Annotated in this window: 17 protein-coding genes; 4 read left to right on the top strand and 13 right to left on the bottom strand. The window is 42.3% G+C overall.

Going from position 1 to position 20,979, the window contains the following annotated elements:
* Window positions 1-33 precede the first annotated feature (33 nt).
* Together HUZ36_RS09710 and HUZ36_RS09715 are read right to left on the bottom strand one after the other, a co-directional pair.
* Window positions 34-1,254: an NAD(P)/FAD-dependent oxidoreductase gene (locus HUZ36_RS09710; protein WP_176032713.1), complete on the bottom strand. Its 1,221-nt coding sequence runs from the start codon at window positions 1,252-1,254 to the stop codon at window positions 34-36.
* On the bottom strand, window positions 1,254-2,327 hold the full coding sequence (locus HUZ36_RS09715; RefSeq protein WP_176032714.1) for an alpha/beta fold hydrolase: 1,074 nt from the start codon (window positions 2,325-2,327) through the stop codon (window positions 1,254-1,256). The genes HUZ36_RS09710 and HUZ36_RS09715 overlap by 1 nt, the downstream gene beginning before the upstream one ends.
* A 165-nt stretch (window positions 2,328-2,492) precedes the next feature.
* Here HUZ36_RS09715 and HUZ36_RS09720 point away from each other — a divergent pair, with 165 nt between their 5' ends.
* Together HUZ36_RS09720 and HUZ36_RS09725 are read left to right on the top strand one after the other, a co-directional pair.
* Window positions 2,493-2,813, top strand: a complete 321-nt coding sequence (locus HUZ36_RS09720; protein WP_125253119.1) for a 2Fe-2S iron-sulfur cluster-binding protein — start codon at window positions 2,493-2,495, stop codon at window positions 2,811-2,813.
* Window positions 2,814-2,826: 13 nt separating this feature from the next.
* On the top strand, window positions 2,827-4,062 hold the full coding sequence (locus tag HUZ36_RS09725) for an NAD(P)/FAD-dependent oxidoreductase (RefSeq protein WP_176032715.1): 1,236 nt from the start codon (window positions 2,827-2,829) through the stop codon (window positions 4,060-4,062).
* Between the two features lie 52 nt (window positions 4,063-4,114).
* On the opposite strand, the gene HUZ36_RS09730 is transcribed toward HUZ36_RS09725, so the two are convergent.
* The 5 genes from HUZ36_RS09730 to HUZ36_RS09750 form a co-directional block, all read right to left on the bottom strand.
* Complete coding sequence (locus HUZ36_RS09730) at window positions 4,115-4,729, bottom strand: TetR/AcrR family transcriptional regulator (protein WP_176032716.1); 615 nt, start codon at window positions 4,727-4,729, stop codon at window positions 4,115-4,117.
* Window positions 4,730-4,756: 27 nt separating this feature from the next.
* A complete protein-coding gene (locus HUZ36_RS09735; RefSeq protein WP_241651647.1) occupies window positions 4,757-5,590 on the bottom strand; it encodes a sulfite exporter TauE/SafE family protein in 834 nt (277 codons plus the stop codon).
* 171 nt (window positions 5,591-5,761) lie between these two features.
* Window positions 5,762-6,364, bottom strand: coding sequence for a TetR/AcrR family transcriptional regulator (locus HUZ36_RS09740; RefSeq protein WP_161972738.1), 603 nt, complete (start codon window positions 6,362-6,364; stop codon window positions 5,762-5,764).
* Entirely contained in the window at window positions 6,361-9,495 is a 3,135-nt protein-coding gene (locus HUZ36_RS09745) for an efflux RND transporter permease subunit (protein ID WP_176032717.1), read from the bottom strand. Before HUZ36_RS09745 ends, HUZ36_RS09740 begins: the two co-directional genes overlap by 4 nt.
* Before the next feature lie 10 nt (window positions 9,496-9,505).
* Window positions 9,506-10,594, bottom strand: coding sequence for an efflux RND transporter periplasmic adaptor subunit (locus HUZ36_RS09750; protein ID WP_176032718.1), 1,089 nt, complete (start codon window positions 10,592-10,594; stop codon window positions 9,506-9,508).
* A 297-nt stretch (window positions 10,595-10,891) separates the two neighbouring features.
* Between HUZ36_RS09750 and glnD the strand changes: the two genes are divergently transcribed.
* Both glnD and dapD read left to right on the top strand, forming a co-directional pair.
* Window positions 10,892-13,510, top strand: coding sequence for a [protein-PII] uridylyltransferase (glnD, locus tag HUZ36_RS09755; RefSeq protein ID WP_176032719.1), 2,619 nt, complete (start codon window positions 10,892-10,894; stop codon window positions 13,508-13,510).
* Between the two features lie 10 nt (window positions 13,511-13,520).
* Window positions 13,521-14,348 (top strand): 2,3,4,5-tetrahydropyridine-2,6-dicarboxylate N-succinyltransferase, encoded by an 828-nt coding sequence (gene dapD, locus HUZ36_RS09760; protein ID WP_125254434.1) that lies wholly within the window; start codon window positions 13,521-13,523, stop codon window positions 14,346-14,348.
* Between the two features lie 179 nt (window positions 14,349-14,527).
* On the opposite strand, the gene HUZ36_RS09765 is transcribed toward dapD, so the two are convergent.
* The 6 genes from HUZ36_RS09765 to lepB form a co-directional block, all read right to left on the bottom strand.
* Window positions 14,528-16,582 carry a TonB-dependent receptor gene (locus HUZ36_RS09765; RefSeq protein WP_176032720.1) on the bottom strand — a complete coding sequence of 685 codons (2,055 nt, stop codon included), beginning with the start codon at window positions 16,580-16,582 and terminating at the stop codon, window positions 14,528-14,530.
* 152 nt (window positions 16,583-16,734) lie between these two features.
* On the bottom strand, window positions 16,735-17,469 hold the full coding sequence (gene pdxJ / locus HUZ36_RS09770) for a pyridoxine 5'-phosphate synthase (RefSeq protein WP_176032721.1): 735 nt from the start codon (window positions 17,467-17,469) through the stop codon (window positions 16,735-16,737).
* Window positions 17,470-17,770: 301 nt separating this feature from the next.
* Window positions 17,771-18,463 (bottom strand): DNA repair protein RecO, encoded by a 693-nt coding sequence (gene recO, locus HUZ36_RS09775; protein WP_176032722.1) that lies wholly within the window; start codon window positions 18,461-18,463, stop codon window positions 17,771-17,773.
* The gene (gene era / locus HUZ36_RS09780; RefSeq protein ID WP_176032723.1) at window positions 18,464-19,363 is read right to left on the bottom strand and encodes a GTPase Era; all 900 of its coding nucleotides are present in this window, start codon (window positions 19,361-19,363) and stop codon (window positions 18,464-18,466) included.
* Complete coding sequence (gene rnc / locus HUZ36_RS09785) at window positions 19,353-20,030, bottom strand: ribonuclease III (RefSeq protein ID WP_125254429.1); 678 nt, start codon at window positions 20,028-20,030, stop codon at window positions 19,353-19,355. Before rnc ends, era begins: the two co-directional genes overlap by 11 nt.
* Window positions 20,031-20,032: 2 nt before the next feature.
* Window positions 20,033-20,968: a signal peptidase I gene (lepB, locus tag HUZ36_RS09790; RefSeq protein WP_125254428.1), complete on the bottom strand. Its 936-nt coding sequence runs from the start codon at window positions 20,966-20,968 to the stop codon at window positions 20,033-20,035.
* Window positions 20,969-20,979: the final 11 nt, after the last annotated feature.

Consider the following 20,979-nt stretch of genomic DNA (forward strand, 5'->3'; position numbering starts at 1 on the left):
CCCCTACTTGTTATACGTTATTGGGTAATTCCCTTAACTTGCCATTTGTTTACGGTCGTATTCTTCAATCGCATTTCTAAAGATGGCAGGCGCTTTCCACCCTTCACAATCAAAACAACAGCCACCGAGCAGACGGATAACTTCATCTCTGAGGTCTGGGTTTTGCATTTGATAGCCAAAGAAAATAGGGTAAATCCAAAAATAGCGGATCAGATCAGCTGCAATCTGCTGACCGCCATTACTCCAATCACGATAAGCATAGAAAGGCGCTTTCCAATCCTGCCCAGCAACAACCTGTGCAATTGCTTCTGCAGCTCGGATCCCTTCTTTCATCGCGAATGACACACCGTAAGAGAAAATGGGATCTAAGAACCTATGTGCATCGCCGATACACATCCAACCGTCACCTACAAATGGCTCAATTCGGTATGAGAAATCAGCCATTGACTGAGAGTCACCTTGACGTTCAGCATTTTTAAAGCGTCGCTTAAGTTCAGGACTAATATGCTCCATTCCCCATGCGATCGCATCATCTGGGTTTTTACACTCTTTGTAATAAAGATCTTTTGGAATAACCACACCCAAGCTGTCAGTATCTGGTGAAATTGGGATGATCCAAGACCAGTGATACTGCTTTGAATACAGTATGGTGGTATTGGTCGAAAATGGTGGCAAGTCTCGCTCCACACCTTTGTAGTGAGCAAATGATGCAATTTGTTGTGAGAAAAACTCGATTTGTCGTTTTCCAGCCACGCCTTTTCTCGATAAGAAAGTATTCTGACCGCTGGCATCAACCAATACCTTTGACCTAACTTGGTGTTCGACGCCATCGGCTTTGTAAAGCGCACCGACCACTTTTTCTCCATCTTTAATCACATCAGTGACCATACCAAGCTTATACTCCACTCCATGCTCAAAGGCTTTGCGCTTGATCATATCGTCAAAGTCACTTCGACGTACTTGCCACGTGGGTGCAAGAATAGGGATGAAGAATTCATTTTTTGACAGTGAGCCAATTACGTTTACGCCCGGTTTGTCAGGAAAGCCCGCAGCATCCATATCCTCCGCTAAACCTAAGTCACGGATAATTTGTCCTGCATTTCCTGTTAACGACTCACCGATATGGAACCTTGGAAATTGCTCTTTCTCAATACACAAAACAGATAGGCCTTTCTTACGGCATTCTATTCCACACAAGCTACCAGCAGGTCCACTACCGATAATTACCACGTCATAATGTGTAAATCCGTTCATTACATTGCCACCTTATTTAAAAAATCTTCAACTACCCATACAAACTCTTCTGGTCGCTCTGAGGCAGAAAAGTGTCCACAACGTGATAAACGCGTAACCGTCGCATTTTCAAGGCGCTCGGCTGCTTTTTCACTCCACTCAGGAGGAATAATTTGATCATGGTTACCGGCAATAAATAAAGTAGGTACCTTCACGTCATCAAACGTAGTTGCCATTGATTTACGTGCATATTCATCGAGGAAAGAATGATATGCAGGGCGAGAAAGTACATCATTAAGTAAGTCTTCCAGAGCCGGTGTCATTTTTGGAGGATGGTAGTACGCAGCAGCTAAAAATTGTTCTGGGTTTGAGGACATTTTCTTCAGATCACCCCACCAGCTCTCGACATCATCAACCAAACCAAAGCCTGTACAAACTAGTGCTTTGACTTTATCAGGATAACGACGTGCTACTTCTGTTGCGATCATGCTACCAGCTGAGTTGGCCACTAATACCCACTCCTGCTCTTCCAACGTTTCTAGATACTGTAAGGTAAACTCTACATGGTCTACGTATGATGGTGCTTCGTTTTGACTCTGACTCAAGCCAAATCCTGCTAAGTCTAATGCCACTGCATTATGACGACCTTGCAAAGAGCGCAATGTTGAAGACCATGAGGTTGAAGGGTTACCAAGTGCCGGAAGCATGATCCACAAAGGGCCTTTGCCTTTGACTCGTAGCGTATGCTGTTTAAATCCATTGCCTGCATCCACAAGCTCTCTTTGGATCCCGTAGCTCTCTTGTAGACAGACTAGACGCTCCAACTCTGATACATCATCATTGCGCTCAGTGTCATCAACTCCAGATAACGATTTAATTAACAGTGAAAGTGTTTTTATATTTTCAAAATGCACTGGTGTAATATTATTCTCAGGGATTTTTGCACCGTAACGTTGATCGACATGTGCAAGTAACCGAACCATAGATAGAGAATTTAATATACCAAGTTCAAGTAATGGTGTATTTTCATCCAAATCTGGCGCTGCACCTTCGAGTAGATCGTTATTTATAAAGTCTATTAATTCTTTTTCCACCTTTAAAACTCCATTAGATTAAAATTCAAATAAAACAATATAGAAATATTAAAACAATAAAATAGCCAAGTGGGACTATAAAATTAGTTACATCGGACTATATGAAAAAACAAACTAACAGGTAATTTATTAGTTCTTATTTTAAAAATTAATAATGGAGTTACTATGCTAAAAATCACATTTATTCAGCATGACGGTGAAACCATCGAGACCGAAGTGGAGCCAGGTATGTCTATTATGCAGGCTGCAATAGAAAACCTAGTGGAAGGTATTGAAGGAGAATGTGGTGGTTCGGGAAGCTGTGCAACCTGTCATTGTTATTTGTCAGAACAATGGTCAGATAAAGTGACGCAACCTGACAATAATGAAAGCCAAATGCTGGAAATGGTTAACGATACAACAGCTTTTAGCCGTCTAAGTTGCCAAGTAAAAATTACCAAAGAGCATAATGGATTAAGCGTTACGCTGCCCGAGTCTCAATATTAAAAAAGGAAGCACAATGAAAAGGTGTATTATCGTTGGTGGTGGCCATGCTGGAGCAGAAGCCGCTTTTGAGCTGCGCAAAAAAGGCTGGCAAGGAGAAATCATCATAGTCAGTGCAGAGAGTTATTTACCCTATCATCGTCCTCCTATTTCAAAAACTTATTTAACGGGAGAGACACCTCTCAAGCGGCTGTACATTAAACCAGCGGCGGCCTACGAAAAAGCACATATCAGTATCAAGTTGACAGCACAAGTAGTTGATATTAATGCACTAAAACATACTATCACTTTAGATTCAGGTGAGTTACTTAATTACGATAAGCTGATCCTATGCACAGGTTGTAGTTCAAGAAAACTGACTGTGCCAGGCGCTGAACTTGGCAATGTATTCTCAATTAGAACATTAGACGACATCGAACATATTGCACGCGCACTTGGGAGTAACCAGCCCCCTAAACATATCGTCATGATTGGTGGTGGGTATATAGGCTTGGAAACTGCTGCATCTTTTAAAAAGCTAGGCCATCACGTCACTATTTTGGAGAGAGGCAACCGCATTTTAAATCGTATTGCAGCCGAACCCATTGCCGCCCATATCACAAAACTACATCAGTCTCAGGGCGTCAGTATTTTCACCGACAAAAGCGTCATCGCATTGACTGGAGAGCAAACTGTGCAATCAGTTCATTGTAGTGAAGGAGAATCTTTTAAAGCAGATATCGTTGTGATCGGCATAGGTGCAGAGCCAAACACTCGCCTAGCAAACCATGCTGGCGTCATGACAAAGCAAGGTAGAATAGAAGTCGATCAGCAAGGAAAAACCTCTGTGCCTGATATTTATGCGGCTGGTGATTGCACTGTTGGTATTGAGCCCTTTAGTGGCCAAAATACCACTTTAGAGTCTGTACCTAGTGCTGTGCAACAGGCCAAAATGGTAGCAGCAGCGATATGTGAAGTCCCCCAACCACAAATACAAGTGCCGTGGTTTTGGTCTGATATCTTTGATTGTAAATTACAAATAGCTGGTTTGTATCAAGGTTACGACACGGTAATTGAGAGAATATATAACAGCGATAGTAAGAGCTACTGGTACGTAAAATCTCACAAAATAATTGCAGTTACGTGTATTAACTGTCCTGCTGATTTTCAGGCTGGTAAGAAGGTTTTAAAAGAAAATATTACGCTCTGCTTATCAGAACTAAAAAACATAGATAATCCCATTATCCCCAAAGCCAATACTATACCAGCTTAATCGCATGCTGGGAGTATAATAATTATATCTTCCAGCACTACTGAATTAATTCTTAACCTATGCCATTTATAAATAGGTTGTAGACGTAGTCAGCCCATTCTTTACCAGAGATTTGATCATCATTAATATCCCAAACCCCCTCCCTAATATCATCAAGCAAAAAAGGCGATATAATTAAAGAAACCAGATTAAATGCTGCAAGATTTGCCTTCACCTCATCTTTAATAGAGGTTTCTTTCATGATCAGTTTGGGGAGTAATTCAGAAACTTTTCCAGGAAAAGCATTGATAAAAGCGTCACTCAACGGTGTTAATTTAAACATAACTTCTTCTTTTAAGATCGACACCACTGCTGGATTAAAACTTATAATATCACTTAATGTTATTATAAATTCGTATAGTGGCCTATTTTCACTCTCTATTTTTTCAAGCTTATCCAGTAAGGGGGCTGACAAGCTCTCTACAACTGCAATAAAAAGATTTTCTTTGCTGCCAAAATAATATTTTATCATTGCTGAGTTTAGCTGTGCCTCATTTGCAATGTCTCTGATTGTAATTTTACTGTATGGCTTATTGTCTAGTAATGACTTTCCTGCTTCTATTAATTTGTTTTTTTGCTTGGCTTGTCTTTCACCGTCAACCGGACGACCTTTCTTTGTATTCTTCATAGATAGATTCTTGTTATTATTATAGAACTAGTGATAGTGTAGATAAATATGATAGCTTGTTGATCCAACCTCAGCCGCGATTAATAGCAATAAAAAGCTAACGAGTTGGCCTACGCTCACTTTTGAGCAAACGTATGCACCGAGCGGCGCACCAATAACCACAATGGGAATGGCAGCCAACAGGTAGCCCTGTATTTGATGGTCAATTACATTTAAATGCCATGCGTTAATAACACTCCCCAGTACAGATACAAACGCCATAACAATAACAGAGGTTGCTGTCGCTTTTTTCATATCCGCATGACAAAAAATAACTAAAAACGCGAATAGTATGATGTCCGAGCCAGACCCCACGAGTCCGCTTGCAATGCCGCCAATCAAGGCAACCATCATAATCTGACGTTTTTTAGGTTGTATTGAGAAACATGTCACTTGATGGTGTAACTTTCCTCGGATCCTGTAGATCATTGTGATAGCAAAACAAAGCAATAAAAAGCTAAAAATAGCTTTGACAATAGTGCTTTCAACTATCGGAGCCAAAATGATTAAACTCAGTGCAATACCTACTGCCGACATCGGCAAAGCGACTAAGACTTCACGTCGGTAGTAAGGTATACCACGAGAAATAATGGTTAATGCCGCCGCAGTCATACCAAAACTCTGTATCGCTAGAGAAAATACTTTCGCTGTGTACGGTTCAATATTCAGTACTTTAGTCATAATTGGAAACGCGACGGCACCACCGCCTAGCGCCGTACCACCAGCCACGAATGAGCCAAATACCATAGTCAAGGCAATTTGAAACTCACTCACGATTTGATATAGCGCAGAGCTAAATCCTTGCAGCCATATTAGTGACAAATAAACCAATAGGGTGAAATATAAAGGGAAATAGCTTGTTCGGTATAATTTATTTAAATAGACCATTTTTATTTATAAAATTTCAAAAATATAAATAAATACTACACAACAAATATAAATAAAAAATAGTCAATATGGACCATGTTGACTAACGCCACATTCAACTTATTTTTAAGCTTTGAATAATAGTAAGAACTCTTTTTTTATTTTCATCGCTTCAACCTTTATATCTTCATCAGCATTTTCCAAGGTGCGAGCAAGGATTGCATTAAAAAAACAGTTACTTTTAGAACGAGAAATAATAAATTCTGCAGCATCACTAGGGTCTACTGCCTTCAATTCCCCTTTGTCAATCTCAACGGCAAGTGAATTAGCAAGCTTTGAGACTCCTTTTCTAGGCCCAAACCGTAAAAATGCTTCTCCTATCTCATCAAAGTGTCCAGAATAGTAAATAGCATTTCTTAGCAAGTTTACATACCATGGATCGGTGATAAAACTGATGTACTCAAAAGCCTTTTTGTAAATAAAGTCCTCTAATGTTTGCTTGTCACCACGCGGTTCAAACATCTTTTCTATCTGCTTTTCACACTCACCAATTAAGATAGCGACAAACAACTTTTCCTTCGTTTTATATCTAGAATAGATAGTCGGCTTACTCACTTTAGCTGCTTTGGCGATGTCATCGACTGATACACCATCCAAACCATTTTTGATAAAAAGTTTGGTTGCCGCATCTTTGATAGCCTTGTCTTTTTGTTCTGCTCTGGTACTCAAATATTTTCTTCTCCCGATGATGTGAGTGGCTGCTCATTAATCTCAATGCTATTGCTGGCATCACGATGAAAGACTTTTTCTTTACTGGTTAGAATTTCATATAATACTGGGATCACAAACAAGGTTAATGGCGTCCCGATCCCTAACCCAAACGCAATAGCGACAGCCATGGAAAAAAACAATACATCATTGCCCATAATGAGTGGCAATAACCCCACTATTGTTGTAATTGATGTGATCAATATTGGTCTCATCCTTACACTGGCCGCCTCAACAAGTGCTTCTCTAAACGACACACCGGTGTTTTTACGTTCAATGTCGGCACGGTCAATCAACACAATTGCATTATTGATAATGATACCCGCAAGCGCGAGTAAACCAAGGATCACAATAAAGCCAAACTCTCCTCCCATCAGCTGTAGTCCACTGCCTGCACCAAATACCACCAAAGGTATGGTCAACAATATGACTATTGGTCGCCTAAATCCACCAAACTGTGAAATCAATATCAAGACGATGATACAAAATGCCAATGGAAAATTAGCCGCCAACGCCGCTTTTCCTTTTTTAGAATCTGCAATGATACCATCAAATTCAATGGAGTAACCCTCCGGTAGATGCGCATTTAGCTCTGTGATTTGCTTCTGTACCATCGGTGCAAGATCTTCTGGTGAATATTTCAAATTACGCCCTTCGATTGTCACCGTAGGTATACCATCTTCTTTTTCTATTACTGGAAACCCTGTTTCATAACTCACGGTAATGAGTTGTTCCAATGGAATTGGTTCACCTGAAAGAGGTGAAATAATTGTCTCCGCTTTTAATGCAACCACATCTAGATGTTCAGCTCCTCTTAATACCACCGGCACGTTGTCATCGTCCTGCCTAGATACAGACACAACCGTGCCATTCAAAAACTGAGAAATAGTAGTAAGGACTTGAACCTCTGAAATGCCAGCTTGCTCTGCCAATATCTTGTTAACACTAATATTGGCTCTTGTCGATAAATTGAACCAATTTGACCAAATGTGGATCATATCAGGGTACGATGCAAACATTTTGATCACTTGCTGTGATCCGTTAAAGACTTGGGCGTAATCAGGGCCTTTATACTGGACTTGTAACACTGTCGGATCAGAGGGACCTGTAAACATCCCGGATACCCTAAATTGCACATCAGGTATCACAAGCTTGGCAACCTTTCTAAGCTGCACTAATGTTTCCTCTACCGCTTCACGGGATGTTAAATCGATAAGCAAAAAGCCAACGTTATTTGCAGGATCTAATGGCGCAAGGGAAAAAATAAACCTTGGTCCGCCAAATCCAACATATCCCATTACATGATTCACATAAGGAAAAGTGCCGTCATCATTAAGTGCTTCTGTCAGTTCTGTCATGGCCGCCTCTGTGACTAAGGTAGAGCTTCCCGCTGACGTATTGATATAAGCTAAGAGTTGATGCCGCTCGCTGGATGGAAAAAATTGCTTTGGCGTTGATGAAATTAGCTTTACACCGACAAAAAATAGCGCCAGCGCACCCAATATCACCCATTTTTTATGGTTAAGTGCAAGCGTTAGTAGCGTTCGGTATTGTGTTTCCAGCTTTTTAAATACTCGCGTGACCGATGTTGTTTGTACCGGCTTTTTAGAGACAAAGAAGTAGCACATAGTAGGGGTAACTGTCATAGCAAATAACCATGAAATTGCCAATGATATCAATACTACCAGTGAGATATTCCGAGTGAACTCACCAGCCCCATGTTCAGCCATCATCAACGGAATGAATACAATCACTGTCGTTGCTGTTGAAGAAAGTAGCGGTAATGCTAGTTCTTTGCCGACTTCAGCTAACGCGTGATATTTATCTTGGTGTTCTTCGTACCGTCGTTTAAATTGCTCTGCCACGACAATTCCATTATCCACAAGCAAACCTAGCGCAATGACTAAAGTGGCAAGACTCATTCGTTCTAGCTGCATTTCAAACAGTCCCATTACCGCAAGTGTGGCTAGCATCACACACGGTACTATGGCACCAACGATTAGCCCCATCCGAAGACCCAAAAAGACCATCACTACTGCCAGTACAATAAACAGCGTTTGCAACACGTTTAGAGACACACCGTAAACCGCTTTTTCCACTTCAATACTCTGTTTTGAAACAATATTCAGTTCTATTTCTTGGGATAAGTTTTTCTGGATATCGGATAATGCTTGGTCGAGGCGTTTAGTGTAATTGATCACACTTTGCTCTGGTTGCATCACCACAGATAACACAACGGCTCGCGATCCGTTAAAGAATGCCGCTTGTTGATAGGGACTTTTCGTTGTTTTAGTGACAGTCGCGACATCGCCTAGCGTGATGATCCCATGCGGAGCAGTATTGCTTTTATCGCGAATTAAAATGGGTAAGTTCAGTAACTTGTCTTCTCTATCCAATCCGATATTGGCGCTCACAAGAATAGAATACGCATTGGTATTTACAGCTCCAATCGCTTCATAGTTATTGTTCTTTTTTATCACTTGTGAAATTTCATTTTTGGTCAGCCCAAAGGCCTCTAGTGCAGCATCATTAAAATCAATATAAAACACTTCTTCAGGGCTACCATGAATGCCTACTCGACGCGTCCCCTCGATAAAAACTAGCTGATCTCTGATACCTTGTGCAACATCGTATATGTCGTCCAATGCTATTGACTTTGATGTCAATGCAAAGGTCATAACAGCCACATCGCCAAAGTCGTCATTAACTACCGGTTTACTCGCACCTTGAGGCAAGCTGAGGCTAGCAAACTCCACGGCTTCGGCTAGTTCATCCCATATCTGGTCAAGTTCACTATACTTGTCCTCAACCTTCGCATGGATAATAGAGCGTCCATCCATAGAGGAAGACCTGACTTCATCCAGTTCAGGCAAGGTAACGATGGCAGCCTCTAATGGCCTTGTAACCAACCTCTCTACATCTTCGGCCTTCATATTTGGAAAATTAGTTGAAATCACAGCCTCTCGGATGATCACCTCGGGGTCTTCCCTTGCTGGTAAAGTGAAAAAGCTCACTATTCCAAAACACATGGCTAGTAATACTGAGGTCAAGATTAACGCTCGTTGTTTATACGCGATTACCGAAATAGACATAACAGGCTCCTTACAAGTTAACTAGCTCAACAGCTTGTCCACTTGCAAGCCCCTGACCACCATGTAAAATAATTTTGCTATCTACTTCTAATTCACCATGTATAAATACTCGGCCGCTGCGGATCCGCGCGATTTTCACGACTTTTTTGGATACCGTTTGGGTATCAGGCTCTAAAACCCAAACAAAGTGACTATTATTGGTATCACGACGTAATGCTGTGACTGGGATAGAATAATTGTGCTGTGTGCTTTTAATATTCAATGAAACATTAACTGGAGCGCCCGGTACCACAAACTCTGAATACTTACTCTTTAATACGATTAACGCTTCAATAAGGCCATTGGCACTTGCCTGGCGATTAATGCTCTTGATCATCCCGTAAAGTTGATGCTGCTCTAAGGTATACATGGATACCTGCTGACCTACAGTAAGCTGATTAACATGTTGATACGGGATCCGCGTCAATACTTCTAGCGTGGTATTGTCTGATTTTACTGATAATATGGCTTGATTGGCTGATACATGCTGATTTTTTTGCGCGAACTTTCCAGTTACACTACCATCAAAAGGCGCGATGATTTTAGTATCCAATACCCCTTTTTTTGCTATATCTCGTTTAGCCTCAAGCAGGTTCACTTGCGCCAATGCACTGTCTACTTTTAATTTCCATAAATCGACTTCAGTATCGGGAACTAATGAGCGTTTGCTCAGTGCTTTTCTTCGCTCCAATTCAATGACTGCGTTTTCTAAATCATATTTAGCTTGATTTACACTCGCTTCTGCTTCTTTCAAAGCAAGCTCAGAGGTAATTGGGTCTAATCTTGATAGTATCTGACCTTTGCTAAAACTATCACCGATGTCCAAATCCAATGAAATAATTTTACCTCTAACCTCAAAACTTAACTCACCGCGGTCATGCGCTCGTACATAGCCCAAATAAGATTGCTCAATATAGTCATTACCAGGCTCTACCCGCGTAATGCTCACTTGAGGTCTTTGTTCAACCTCGTCTTTATTTGGTGCAGCACTGCCACAGCCTAATAAATGTAACGCCAAAAAACCAACCAAATAAAGGCTATTAACTCTCGATACCAACATAATTTATCCCTTATGCCTGTGAGTAAGTTTCTTATCGTGAACAGTAAATGGCGCCACTGATCCGACGTGAGAAATGTATATGACGGCAAAACTATACTACACGGTTTAGTTTATTTGCAAGTTAAACTAAAACGAACAAAATAACTGCAACTTAGTAGCAGTTAATTTATTACTTCGCGCCAGTTAGCCGCTTACTGATCAAACCTTGCCCCATCGTGCGCTCATCACTCGCAATTGTTATCTAATTAGTGTAAAACAGGTTTCTATTGATGTTGCGTGCACGATACAGGATCCTAAGTGGCATTACCGAACAAAGTAAAAACGCTCCTTGATGAAGCACAAGCGTTGTCAGATTATCGAGACTGCCTGGCTTATTTTTATAAATGGTTAAGTAACCAGTTTTCCAAACAGCCCGTTCGAAACCTAATTAACTCGCGCGCTGAGTTTATCGACCGACTACTTATCAAATTATTTAATGATACCGGTCTTGCACAGCACCCTGACCTTGCGCTTATCGCAATCGGCGGCTACGGGCGAGGAGAATTACACCCGTTTTCTGACATCGACTTCCTGGTACTAACCAAAGATACTCCTTGCGAGCAAGTGACCACTGGACTTGAGCAATTTGTCACATATCTTTGGGATCTCGGTCTTGATATTGGTCATAGTGTGAGAACACACGAACAGGTACTTGATCAAAAACAGAATGATGTGCACTTCACTACTAGTCTATTAGAGAGCCGTTTGATCTGCGGTAATCACATTGAATATGAGCGCCTTAAGCGACACATCATAGAAACTCCTATTTGGCAATCGAGTGACTTTTTCATAGCTAAGGTCAACGAACAAAAAATTCGCCACAAAAAATGTCATGGTACCGCGTATAACTTAGAGCCAAATATCAAAGAAAACCCCGGTGGTCTGAGAGACTTACAGACTATATTCTGGGTAGCCAAAAAGCACTTTCATGCTGAAACCCTCGAAGAGCTAATTAACCATGGTTACCTCACTCATGAGGAGTACCAAGAGTTACTGGAATGTATCGAAAACCTCTGGAATATCCGCTTTGCACTGCATTTAGCAGCTGGGCGCAGCGAAAATAGATTATTGTTTGATCACCAGCCTCACGCAGCAGAACTACTTGGGTTTGGCTCTGAAGGTAAGGCATCCGTTGAACGAATGATGAAGCGTTTATTTAGGATCATGAGCCGAGTACGCGAAATGAACCAAATGCTGCTGTCGTATTTTGAGCAAAGTATTTTACCAGAGCAGGTTGAACTTGAAGCCATTCCTCTTGATAGAAATTTTGAGCGGCTCGGTAATAAGATCCGAGTGAAAAACCCCTCAGTATTCTTTCGTCGTGAAAACCTCTTTGTTCTTTTTGAGCATATTGCGGATAACCCAAGGATCACCCAAATTGACCCAAGTACCATCCGTACGATGCGTCAGGTAAGACGTCGTTTATTGGGCGACTTGCAAGATTATGCAGGGTGTCGAGATGCCTTTTTACGCTTGCTCAAACATCCAAATGGCATGGGTAGAGCCTTTACATTAATGCACAAGCACGGTCTTATTGCCGCTTACTTACCGCAATGGCGCAATATTTTCGGCCAAATGCAGTTTGACCTATTCCATGCCTATACCGTTGATGAGCATACGCACAAACTTATCAACAATATTTATCGCTACTTTGACAAAGAACACATCAGTGAATTTCCCATTTGCTCTGAGATAGTTGCCCGCATGGACAAACCAGAGCTGCTGTACTTAGCCGGTATTTTTCATGATATTGCCAAAGGCCGGGGCGGCGATCACTCCGAACTTGGGGCAGTAGATGCCATGGCCTTTACTAAGATGCACGGATTTACACAGTCAGATGCGAAGCTTGTGGCGTGGTTGGTGCAGCACCATTTATTGATGTCAGTGACGGCTCAGCGCAAGGATATTAACGATCCTGATGTTATCGCGGAATTTGCACAAAAAATAAAAAACGAACGTCAACTAGATTATCTTTATTGCTTAACAGTTGCCGACATTAGAGCCACCAATGACAATCTTTGGAATGACTGGAAAAACACGTTATTACGAGAGCTATACCTACATACTCAACGCGCGCTCAGATTGGGTCTTGAAAACCCTATGGATATGCGCGATCAAATCCGGGATAAAAAGCGCCAAGCAAAACAGCGGTTGATTAATTTAGGCTATTTTGAGGAATATATTGATTTAATTTGGTCACGCTTTAAAGCAAATTACTTTACTGCCTTTAGCGAGCAACAAATTTCGTGGCACTCAGAGCACTTACTGCAATCAAACGACCTTAGCCAGCCAAGTGTTATTGTTTCAAATAAACCCATGCACGGTGGCACGCAAGTATTTGTGTATAGTCCCTATGAGTCGGCACTGTTTGCCAAGCTAGTCAGTGTCATTGGCTCTAAAAAAGCACAGATCCAACACGCACAGGTAATGACAACCAAAGACAGCTACGTCGTCTTTAGTTTTGTCATTTTAGAAGTGAACGGCGATCCGCTCAGTACCAGCCGTGCAGCTGGCATCAGAAAAGGTCTGGAAACGCTACTTAAAGATCCGAAGAAAAAAATCCGAATTAAAAAGAACCGCTCGCAAAAGTTTAAAGACTTTAACATCAGACCAAAAATTATTTTGCGCCCACATGCACGCGAAAATCGTAGCCTAATTGAAATTCAGGCTATTGATATTCCTGGACTGCTGACTAAAATTGCTGAGGTGTTCCAAGCCTATTCACTTCATATTCATGCCGCACGCATTACAACCGTCGGCGAACGTGCAGAAGACTTTTTCGTGGTCTCGAACAAAGACTATGAGGCGCTCGACGAAGTACAAAAAGCCGAGCTTCACCGAGCGCTACTTAAAAAATTAAATGCTGAAACAGAGTAAAGAGGAATTTATGTCTGATTTAAAAACGACGATTGAAACCGCGTGGGAAAACCGCGATACCATTACCCCAACGGCAGTATCAGACGAAGTAAAGCAAGCGATTGTTCAAGCGCTTGAGCTTTTGGACTCTGGTGCTGCGCGCGTTGCTGAGAAGATTAGTGGTGAGTGGGTTGTGCACCAATGGCTAAAAAAAGCGGTGTTACTGTCTTTTAGAATTCGTGATAACCAACCGATGAGCGATGGTGTAAATCAGTTTTACGATAAAGTGCCACTGAAGTTTTCTGATTACACACCTGAGCAGTTCCAACAAGGCGGCATGCGCGTGGTACCAAATGCGGTGGCTCGTCAAGGTAGCTTTGTGGGTAAAAACGTTGTGCTGATGCCATCTTACGTAAATATTGGTGCTTATGTTGATGAAGGCACGATGGTAGATACTTGGGCTACGGTAGGATCGTGTGCACAAATTGGTAAAAACGTTCATCTATCTGGCGGTGTCGGTATCGGCGGTGTGTTAGAGCCGTTACAAGCTAATCCAACCATTATTGAAGATAATTGCTTTATCGGTGCTCGCTCTGAGATTGTCGAAGGGGTTATTGTTGAAGAAGGCGCCGTTATTTCGATGGGGGTATATATTTCACAAAGTACACGTATTTATGACCGTGAGACTGGTGAAATCCATTATGGTCGAGTACCAGCTGGCGCAGTTGTAGTGCCAGGTTCACTTCCAAGCAAAGATGGCTCTCACAGCCTATACGCGGCTATTATTGTGAAAAAAGTGGATCAACAAACGCGTGAAAAGGTCGGCATTAATGCACTACTTCGCTCAATAGACGATTAATACCCATTACTTTAATTATGTGGTCTATTTTGGGGCAAAGAACTCTTGTCGATAACAACGCTTTCTTGCCCTGCTCACAGCGAGGTACCTACGCCCTACTGTAAGCAAGTATTAAGACTAATTGGTATAACAATCACACTTTTAGTATGAGGGAGCTTGAGGCTCCCTTTTTTCAGATATTACCAACGATAATCTAGTGAAACGAGGACATTTCTCGGCCTACCAGGAAAATACCTTTCACCGCTGAACGACGTATAGTCAGCTCGCTCTGCGTAACGCGTATTCGTGAGGTTTTTCACTCTCATAGTCAGTGCAAGTTGAGGGCTGATCTGCCACCTTCCTCTTAGTGTAAGCAGATCGTGACCTGCGTAACGATGTTGGTTTTCAGGATCAGTAAAATAGTCTCCAACATGATGCCAAGCTAACGACCAGCGTAAATTTTCTAATGCCTGCCAATGTAGTTGCACATTCGCTAAATGCCTTGGTGCTGAGTCTAAATCATTCCCGTTGATATTAATGCCATTGAGGATGCTGTTTTGCTCAAAGGTGTGTTTGGCATGAGTCGCTGCCAGGTCAATCTTCCAATTTGATGATAGCTGATAGCGTAATTCTAATTCCATCCCTGCATGTTTCGAACGTCCATTATTAATATAGAAAAAATCACTATCACGGAAAATCAGGTTTTCTTTTTCCATGACATAAACGGCTGCCTGATATGTCAGTTTTTCTGTGCTACCCTTTACGCCAAACTCAATGTTGTTAGCGTTCTCCTCTTTGAGCGATGCTTTGCGCTGTGCTCGTTGCAACTGATATAACTCAGCGGCTTGTGGGGCACGATAACCACTAGATATATTCGCGTAGGCTATATGAGACTGCGCAAACGCATAACGTATCGCAAACTTTGGGGAAAAATAATCAAAGCGGTCTATGTCACTGGCTGGGCGACTATAACGACACCCCCCTTTGCTACATTCTGAACCATCTTCTTTGGTTCGTCCTACCGGTAAGAAGTTATGATAGTCATAACGCATTGATTCATAACGCCCGCCTAATTCAAGCAACCAGTTATCTTGCTGCCAGATGAATTTTGCAAAAGGTGCGATTTGGCGAGCATCTACTTCATAGTCGTAGTGTCTTCCCGTTGGGATCGTAGCTTGTAAAAAAGGAGAACCTTGCGTTGGGGTTGGTTGATATTGCAACATCTCACCTTGGGTATACTCGGCATCTAACCCCCAGTCTAATTGAATATTTGTGCTTAGTTCACTTTGCACTAGAGTCTGCAACCCGACACCCGTTTGACCATTTTCTTCAAAGGGCTTACCTGGTAAAAAATGTTTAACAAACTCCATCTCCTGCCAACGTAAGTAAGGTTTTAGTAATACTGTATCGGTATTATTCCAAAGCCAAGAAACTTCACTCCATGCCCGAAATGATGAAGCTTTTCTAAATGCCTCAGGGTTTTCATTTTGCTTTGCTAGTGTCTCATCTTTATAACTATCAGCACCTGTTATATAGCCTGCAGTTTGCTGGTCTAAATGAGTATACGTCATACCTGAAACAACACTAGCAAACTGACCTTGGTGTTTGTGCTTGAGGCTTAACTTCTGCTGTTCTACGCCTTCACCATCGCGATAACCAGTATCTTTTGTGATCGTCAGCGCTGAGCCGAGCCCTAATGACTCACTGCCCGCTTGCATACGTGCTCGACTATAGCCATACGAACCAATATCCAAGCCAATACGTGCTTCATCCGAGGTAGTGTCAGAAGTGATCACGTTTACCACCCCATGAATGGCATTAGAGCCATAAAGTACGCTGTTTGGCCCTTTCAGCACTTCTATACGTTTTGCTGCTTCAAAATGAGATTCAAATAGTTCATTGATATTGCAAAATCCAGCGGCTCTAAGCGCAATGCCATCCTCCGCCGTTAAGAGTCCTCCACAGGCTCCGGCACCGGATAGTACTTGTGATCTTAGCGCTGGCAGATATTCTTGCCCATTTCCATGCTGCATATTGGCACCCGCTACTAGTCTAAGCGCCCTTTCAATATGAGTAACACCGATATCCTCTAACTGCACCTCGGACAATACTGACAGACTAACGGGGTTCTCTGTGCTAGTAACCGCCAGCCGTGATGCGGTTGTGGTTATAGTTTCCAATTCATTACTTGATGCAGCGATACTTAACTGTGGCGCAAAACCAAGCACTGCTAGAGCAGACACTAATTTTTTCATTCTATTACCAATTCAATTAACTTAATTAAGTGCTCTATTTGAAGCGAGAAAGCTTTATTGACAGCACCCCTAGCGCATTTTGCAATCTCCAAGGTACTATCAGACAAAAAGAAAGGGCTACTCAGCCCCTTATCATAATGCTTTACTTGGTGTTATGCTTGCCTTGCCTCTAGCATCAATCGCTTCATGTCGCGGACTGCCTTTTCTAAGCCATCAATCGCCGCCCTTGCGATAATCGCATGACCAATATTTAGTTCATAAATTTCTGGCATTTCTGCGATCGCTTTCACGTTGTGATAATGAAGACCATGTCCTGCGTTCACGATCAGCCCTAAACCGTGTGCATATTGCACACCTTCACGGATCCGTTCTAGCTCAGCCTTCATTTCAGTGTCATTTTCAGCATCAGCATAAGCACCGGTGTGGATCTCAATATAAGGTGCACCTGTTTCCTTTGCAGCGTCTAGCTGCTTTTTATCAGCATCAATAAATAAACTTACTTTAATACCAGCGTCAGCTAAACGCTCGGTTGCTGCTGTGATCTTTGCTAAATTTCCAGCCACGTCTAGACCACCTTCAGTGGTAAGTTCTTCACGTTTTTCTGGCACGAGGCAAACGTATTCTGGCTTTACTTCACAAGCAATGTCGAGCATTTCGTCAGTCACTGCAATCTCAAGATTCATACGTGTTTGGATGGTTTTAGCCATCACATAAACATCGCGGTCTTGAATATGACGGCGGTCTTCACGTAAGTGAATGGTAATACCATCTGCGCCCGCGTGTTCAGCAACAGCTGCCGCATGTGCAGGATCTGGGTAACTTGTACCGCGAGCCTGACGGAGCGTCGCAATATGATCTACGTTTACCCCAAGTAAAATATCTCTCATTGTTTATCCCTTGATAATAATATCAATTTTCTTAATTAAGTGGTCTATTTTGAAGCGAGAAAATTTTGTCGATAACCCCGCTACCGCATCCTGCTATCGCCAAGGTACCTACATCCTTGTAGGCAAGGCAAAAATTTTGCTATTTAGTTGTTCTAAATAAGAAATTTTTAACGCGGTTACCGTCAGATTTACTCCTTCAAATTGAGCAAGTATTAAGTCAAATTGGTATAAGACATTGTGTGCGATTCATCGCCCACCACTGCAATACTGGTATTATTGTACTGCGCTTTGTTAAGTGATTTTATTTCTTTGAAATAAATAGTTCTCTGCTTTTAAGGCCCTGCTTACCAACCAAAGGCGCCATTAGCTTGCGAGTTAGCCACTTTGCCGCCCTGCGTACCGCAAGGTCTTCATAATCATGAGCAGCAATTGCCAATAGCATACTACCTGGTATCGTATCAGGTTCCCGACCAACTGCAATAAAACCATATTCAGCAATATACTTATACGCTGCTTTTGGCTTGATTGGATTACCATCTGCATCAAATTCTAATTCGACTGCAAACCCGAGTTCTGCAAGCAGTTGTAGTTCAAAACTGCGCAATATTGGTTCAACATCGTCATCTTCGGCCAGACGAGTAAGATGAAGCTGATACAGCTCAAAAATTTGCTCTAAAGGTTCGTTTGTTGGCACAACTCGTTGTGTCAATTCGTTAAGGTACAAACCACAATAAAGCTGACGGCCAAGTAACTGTATTTGATTATCAGTAGGTTCAAATCGATTTACGTACTTGAAGTCATATTTACCGGCATATTGCAGCAATAGTAGGGAAAAAGGTCGCAGTTGAGCGTTATGTTTGAGGGCTTGCTTGCCCTTGACGCGGGCAAGCATTTTGAGTTGTCCAACACCTTCGACAAGCACATCAAGCAGCACCTGAGAATCGCTATAAGGTCTGCGATGCAACAGGTAAGCCTGCCGAAAGTCGCTGTCCAATCAGTCTTCTCCGTATCCTAAGCTACGAAGAGCACGTTCGTCATCTGCCCAGCCAGATTTTACTTTAACCCAGCATTCTAGATAAACTTTATTATCAAGCATGTTTTCAAGATCTTTACGCGCTTCGCGACCAATGACTTTTAGCTTCTCGCCTTTATTTCCTATGACCATTCGTTTTTGCGACTCTCGCTCAACTAAGATCAAAGCATTGATCTGCCAAACTCCGTTGTCCTGCCACTTAAACTGTTCGATTTCTACGGTAACTGAGTACGGTAGCTCATCGCCCATAAAGCGCATTAACTTCTCACGCACAATTTCCGCCGCTAAGAAACGCATAGAGCGGTCTGTCACATAATCTTCTGGGAAATAAAACTCACACGCAGGTAGGCGTTTGTGTACTTCCTCTTTGATCATATCAACGTTCTTACCTTGCTTAGCCGAAATTGGAACTATGCCGATAAAATCGCCCTGCTCACTCAGCCATTGAATATGTGGCATCAACAAGCCTTTATCTTTGACTTGGTCGGTTTTGTTCATGATAACCAAAATTGGACGACCACTGTCTTTTATCTTAGTTAGCACCATTTCATCATCAGCTGTCCAGTGCGTCCCCTCAACAACAAACAATACCAGCTCTACGTCACCGATAGAGCTTGAAGCGGCTCGGTTCATCAAACGGTTAATGGCGCGTTTCTCTTCAATATGAAGTCCAGGAGTGTCAACATACACCGCTTGATAGTTACCCTCAGTGTGGATCCCCATAATGCGGTGGCGTGTCGTTTGTGGTTTGCGTGAGGTAATACTTACCTTTTGCTCGACCAACTTATTTAATAGTGTCGATTTACCTACGTTAGGTCTACCGACTATGGCAATCATGCCGCAATGCGTATCAAGCGTCATTCTTTAAAATCTTTAGCGCTTTTTCGGCAGCTTTTTGCTCAGCTTTGCGTCGCGAGCTGCCTACTGAAATTATACTTTCCATCCCTTCCACTATACATTCAACCGTGAATGTTTGGTTATGAGCTTGCCCTTTTGTATCAATGACAGTGTAACCTGGCAGTGGCAATTTGCGTGCCTGAAGATACTCTTGAAGCAATGTCTTTGGATCTTTTTGATTGTGGCCTGGCGAAATAGCAGTCAGTCTTGACTCATACCAATTTAACACCAAGTTTTGGCATACCTCGATATCTGAATCAAGAAATACCGCGCCGATGATTGCTTCTACTGCATCTGCAAGTGTCGATTCTCGACGGAAGCCACCACTTTTCAGCTCGCCTGGACCTAAACGTAAGTAGTCTCCAAGCGCAAACTCCACTCCGAATTCAGCTAAGGTTTGGCCACGAACAAGTGTTGAGCGCATGCGGCTTAAATCACCTTCACGCGCTTTAGGAAATTTGTGATACAACGCATTGGCGATCACAAAGCTTAAAATAGAGTCACCCAAAAATTCTAGACGCTCGTTGTGCTGGCCTTTGTGACTGCGATGCGTCAAAGCCTGCTCAAGCAGCGCCTTATCAGAGAAGTTGTACCCTATTTTATTATAAAGTTCTTCTACATTTCTTTTCATTGTTACTGAATACTACCTAGGCGTTCAAAACGAACACCAGTTGGAACCCACCCTGGCAAAATACTGTCTGGGCCATTATCAAAGTCAAAGCTTAGCCAAATAAATACCGCTCGGCCAACCAGATTTTCGTCTGGTACAAAGCCCCACATACGACTATCTTGGCTATTATTACGGTTATCTCCCATCGCAAAATAACTGCCCTCAGGCACTACCCACTCATCGCGGCGAGTACCAGGTTGCTGATAGTAGCGATCTGTTAGCTCTAATACTTCAGGGTTAATTAAAATATCATGCTCTACATTAGGCAAATGCTCAGTTAAACGCACTAACTGCATTGGCCCTTGTTTAAATTCGTCGCGGTTAACAATATCGACATCAATCTTATTGTACTCACCACACGTTAGGCCATTGACTTCACTTTGTCCTTCATCACACTTTGGCTTTATGTAAAGCTGGCGATTGCGATAAACTATATGATCGCCGGGTAAACCAACGATACGTTTAATAAAATCAATACGTTCGTCTAGCGGAAACTTAAACACAGCAATATCACCACGCTCAGGTGTACCTGTTTCGATGAGTTTGCTACGCCATACCGGATCTTTTATTCCGTATGCGTACTTTTCCACCAAAATAAAATCACCATCCAACAAAGTTGGCATCATCGAACCTGACGGGATTTGAAACGGCTCAAATATAAACGAACGAAAAATTGTGATCGCTGCAATCATCGGGAAGATTGATTTTGCATTTTCAACAATGGCAGGTTCAGGTGCAATCTCTGCAATGACGTCGTCATCTAACTGTGTGTCAGACGCACCTTGCGCGATAGCAAGCCTAGCTTGTCTTTTTGGCGCGTACACCAAATGATCGATCAACCAAATAAGGCCTGAACCGACCGTGAGTAGCACCAATAAAATTGAAAAATAACCTGCCATTTGTATTTCCT

Source organism: Pseudoalteromonas sp. McH1-7 (assembly GCF_013366255.1).
Lineage (GTDB): Bacteria > Pseudomonadota > Gammaproteobacteria > Enterobacterales > Alteromonadaceae > Pseudoalteromonas > Pseudoalteromonas peptidolytica.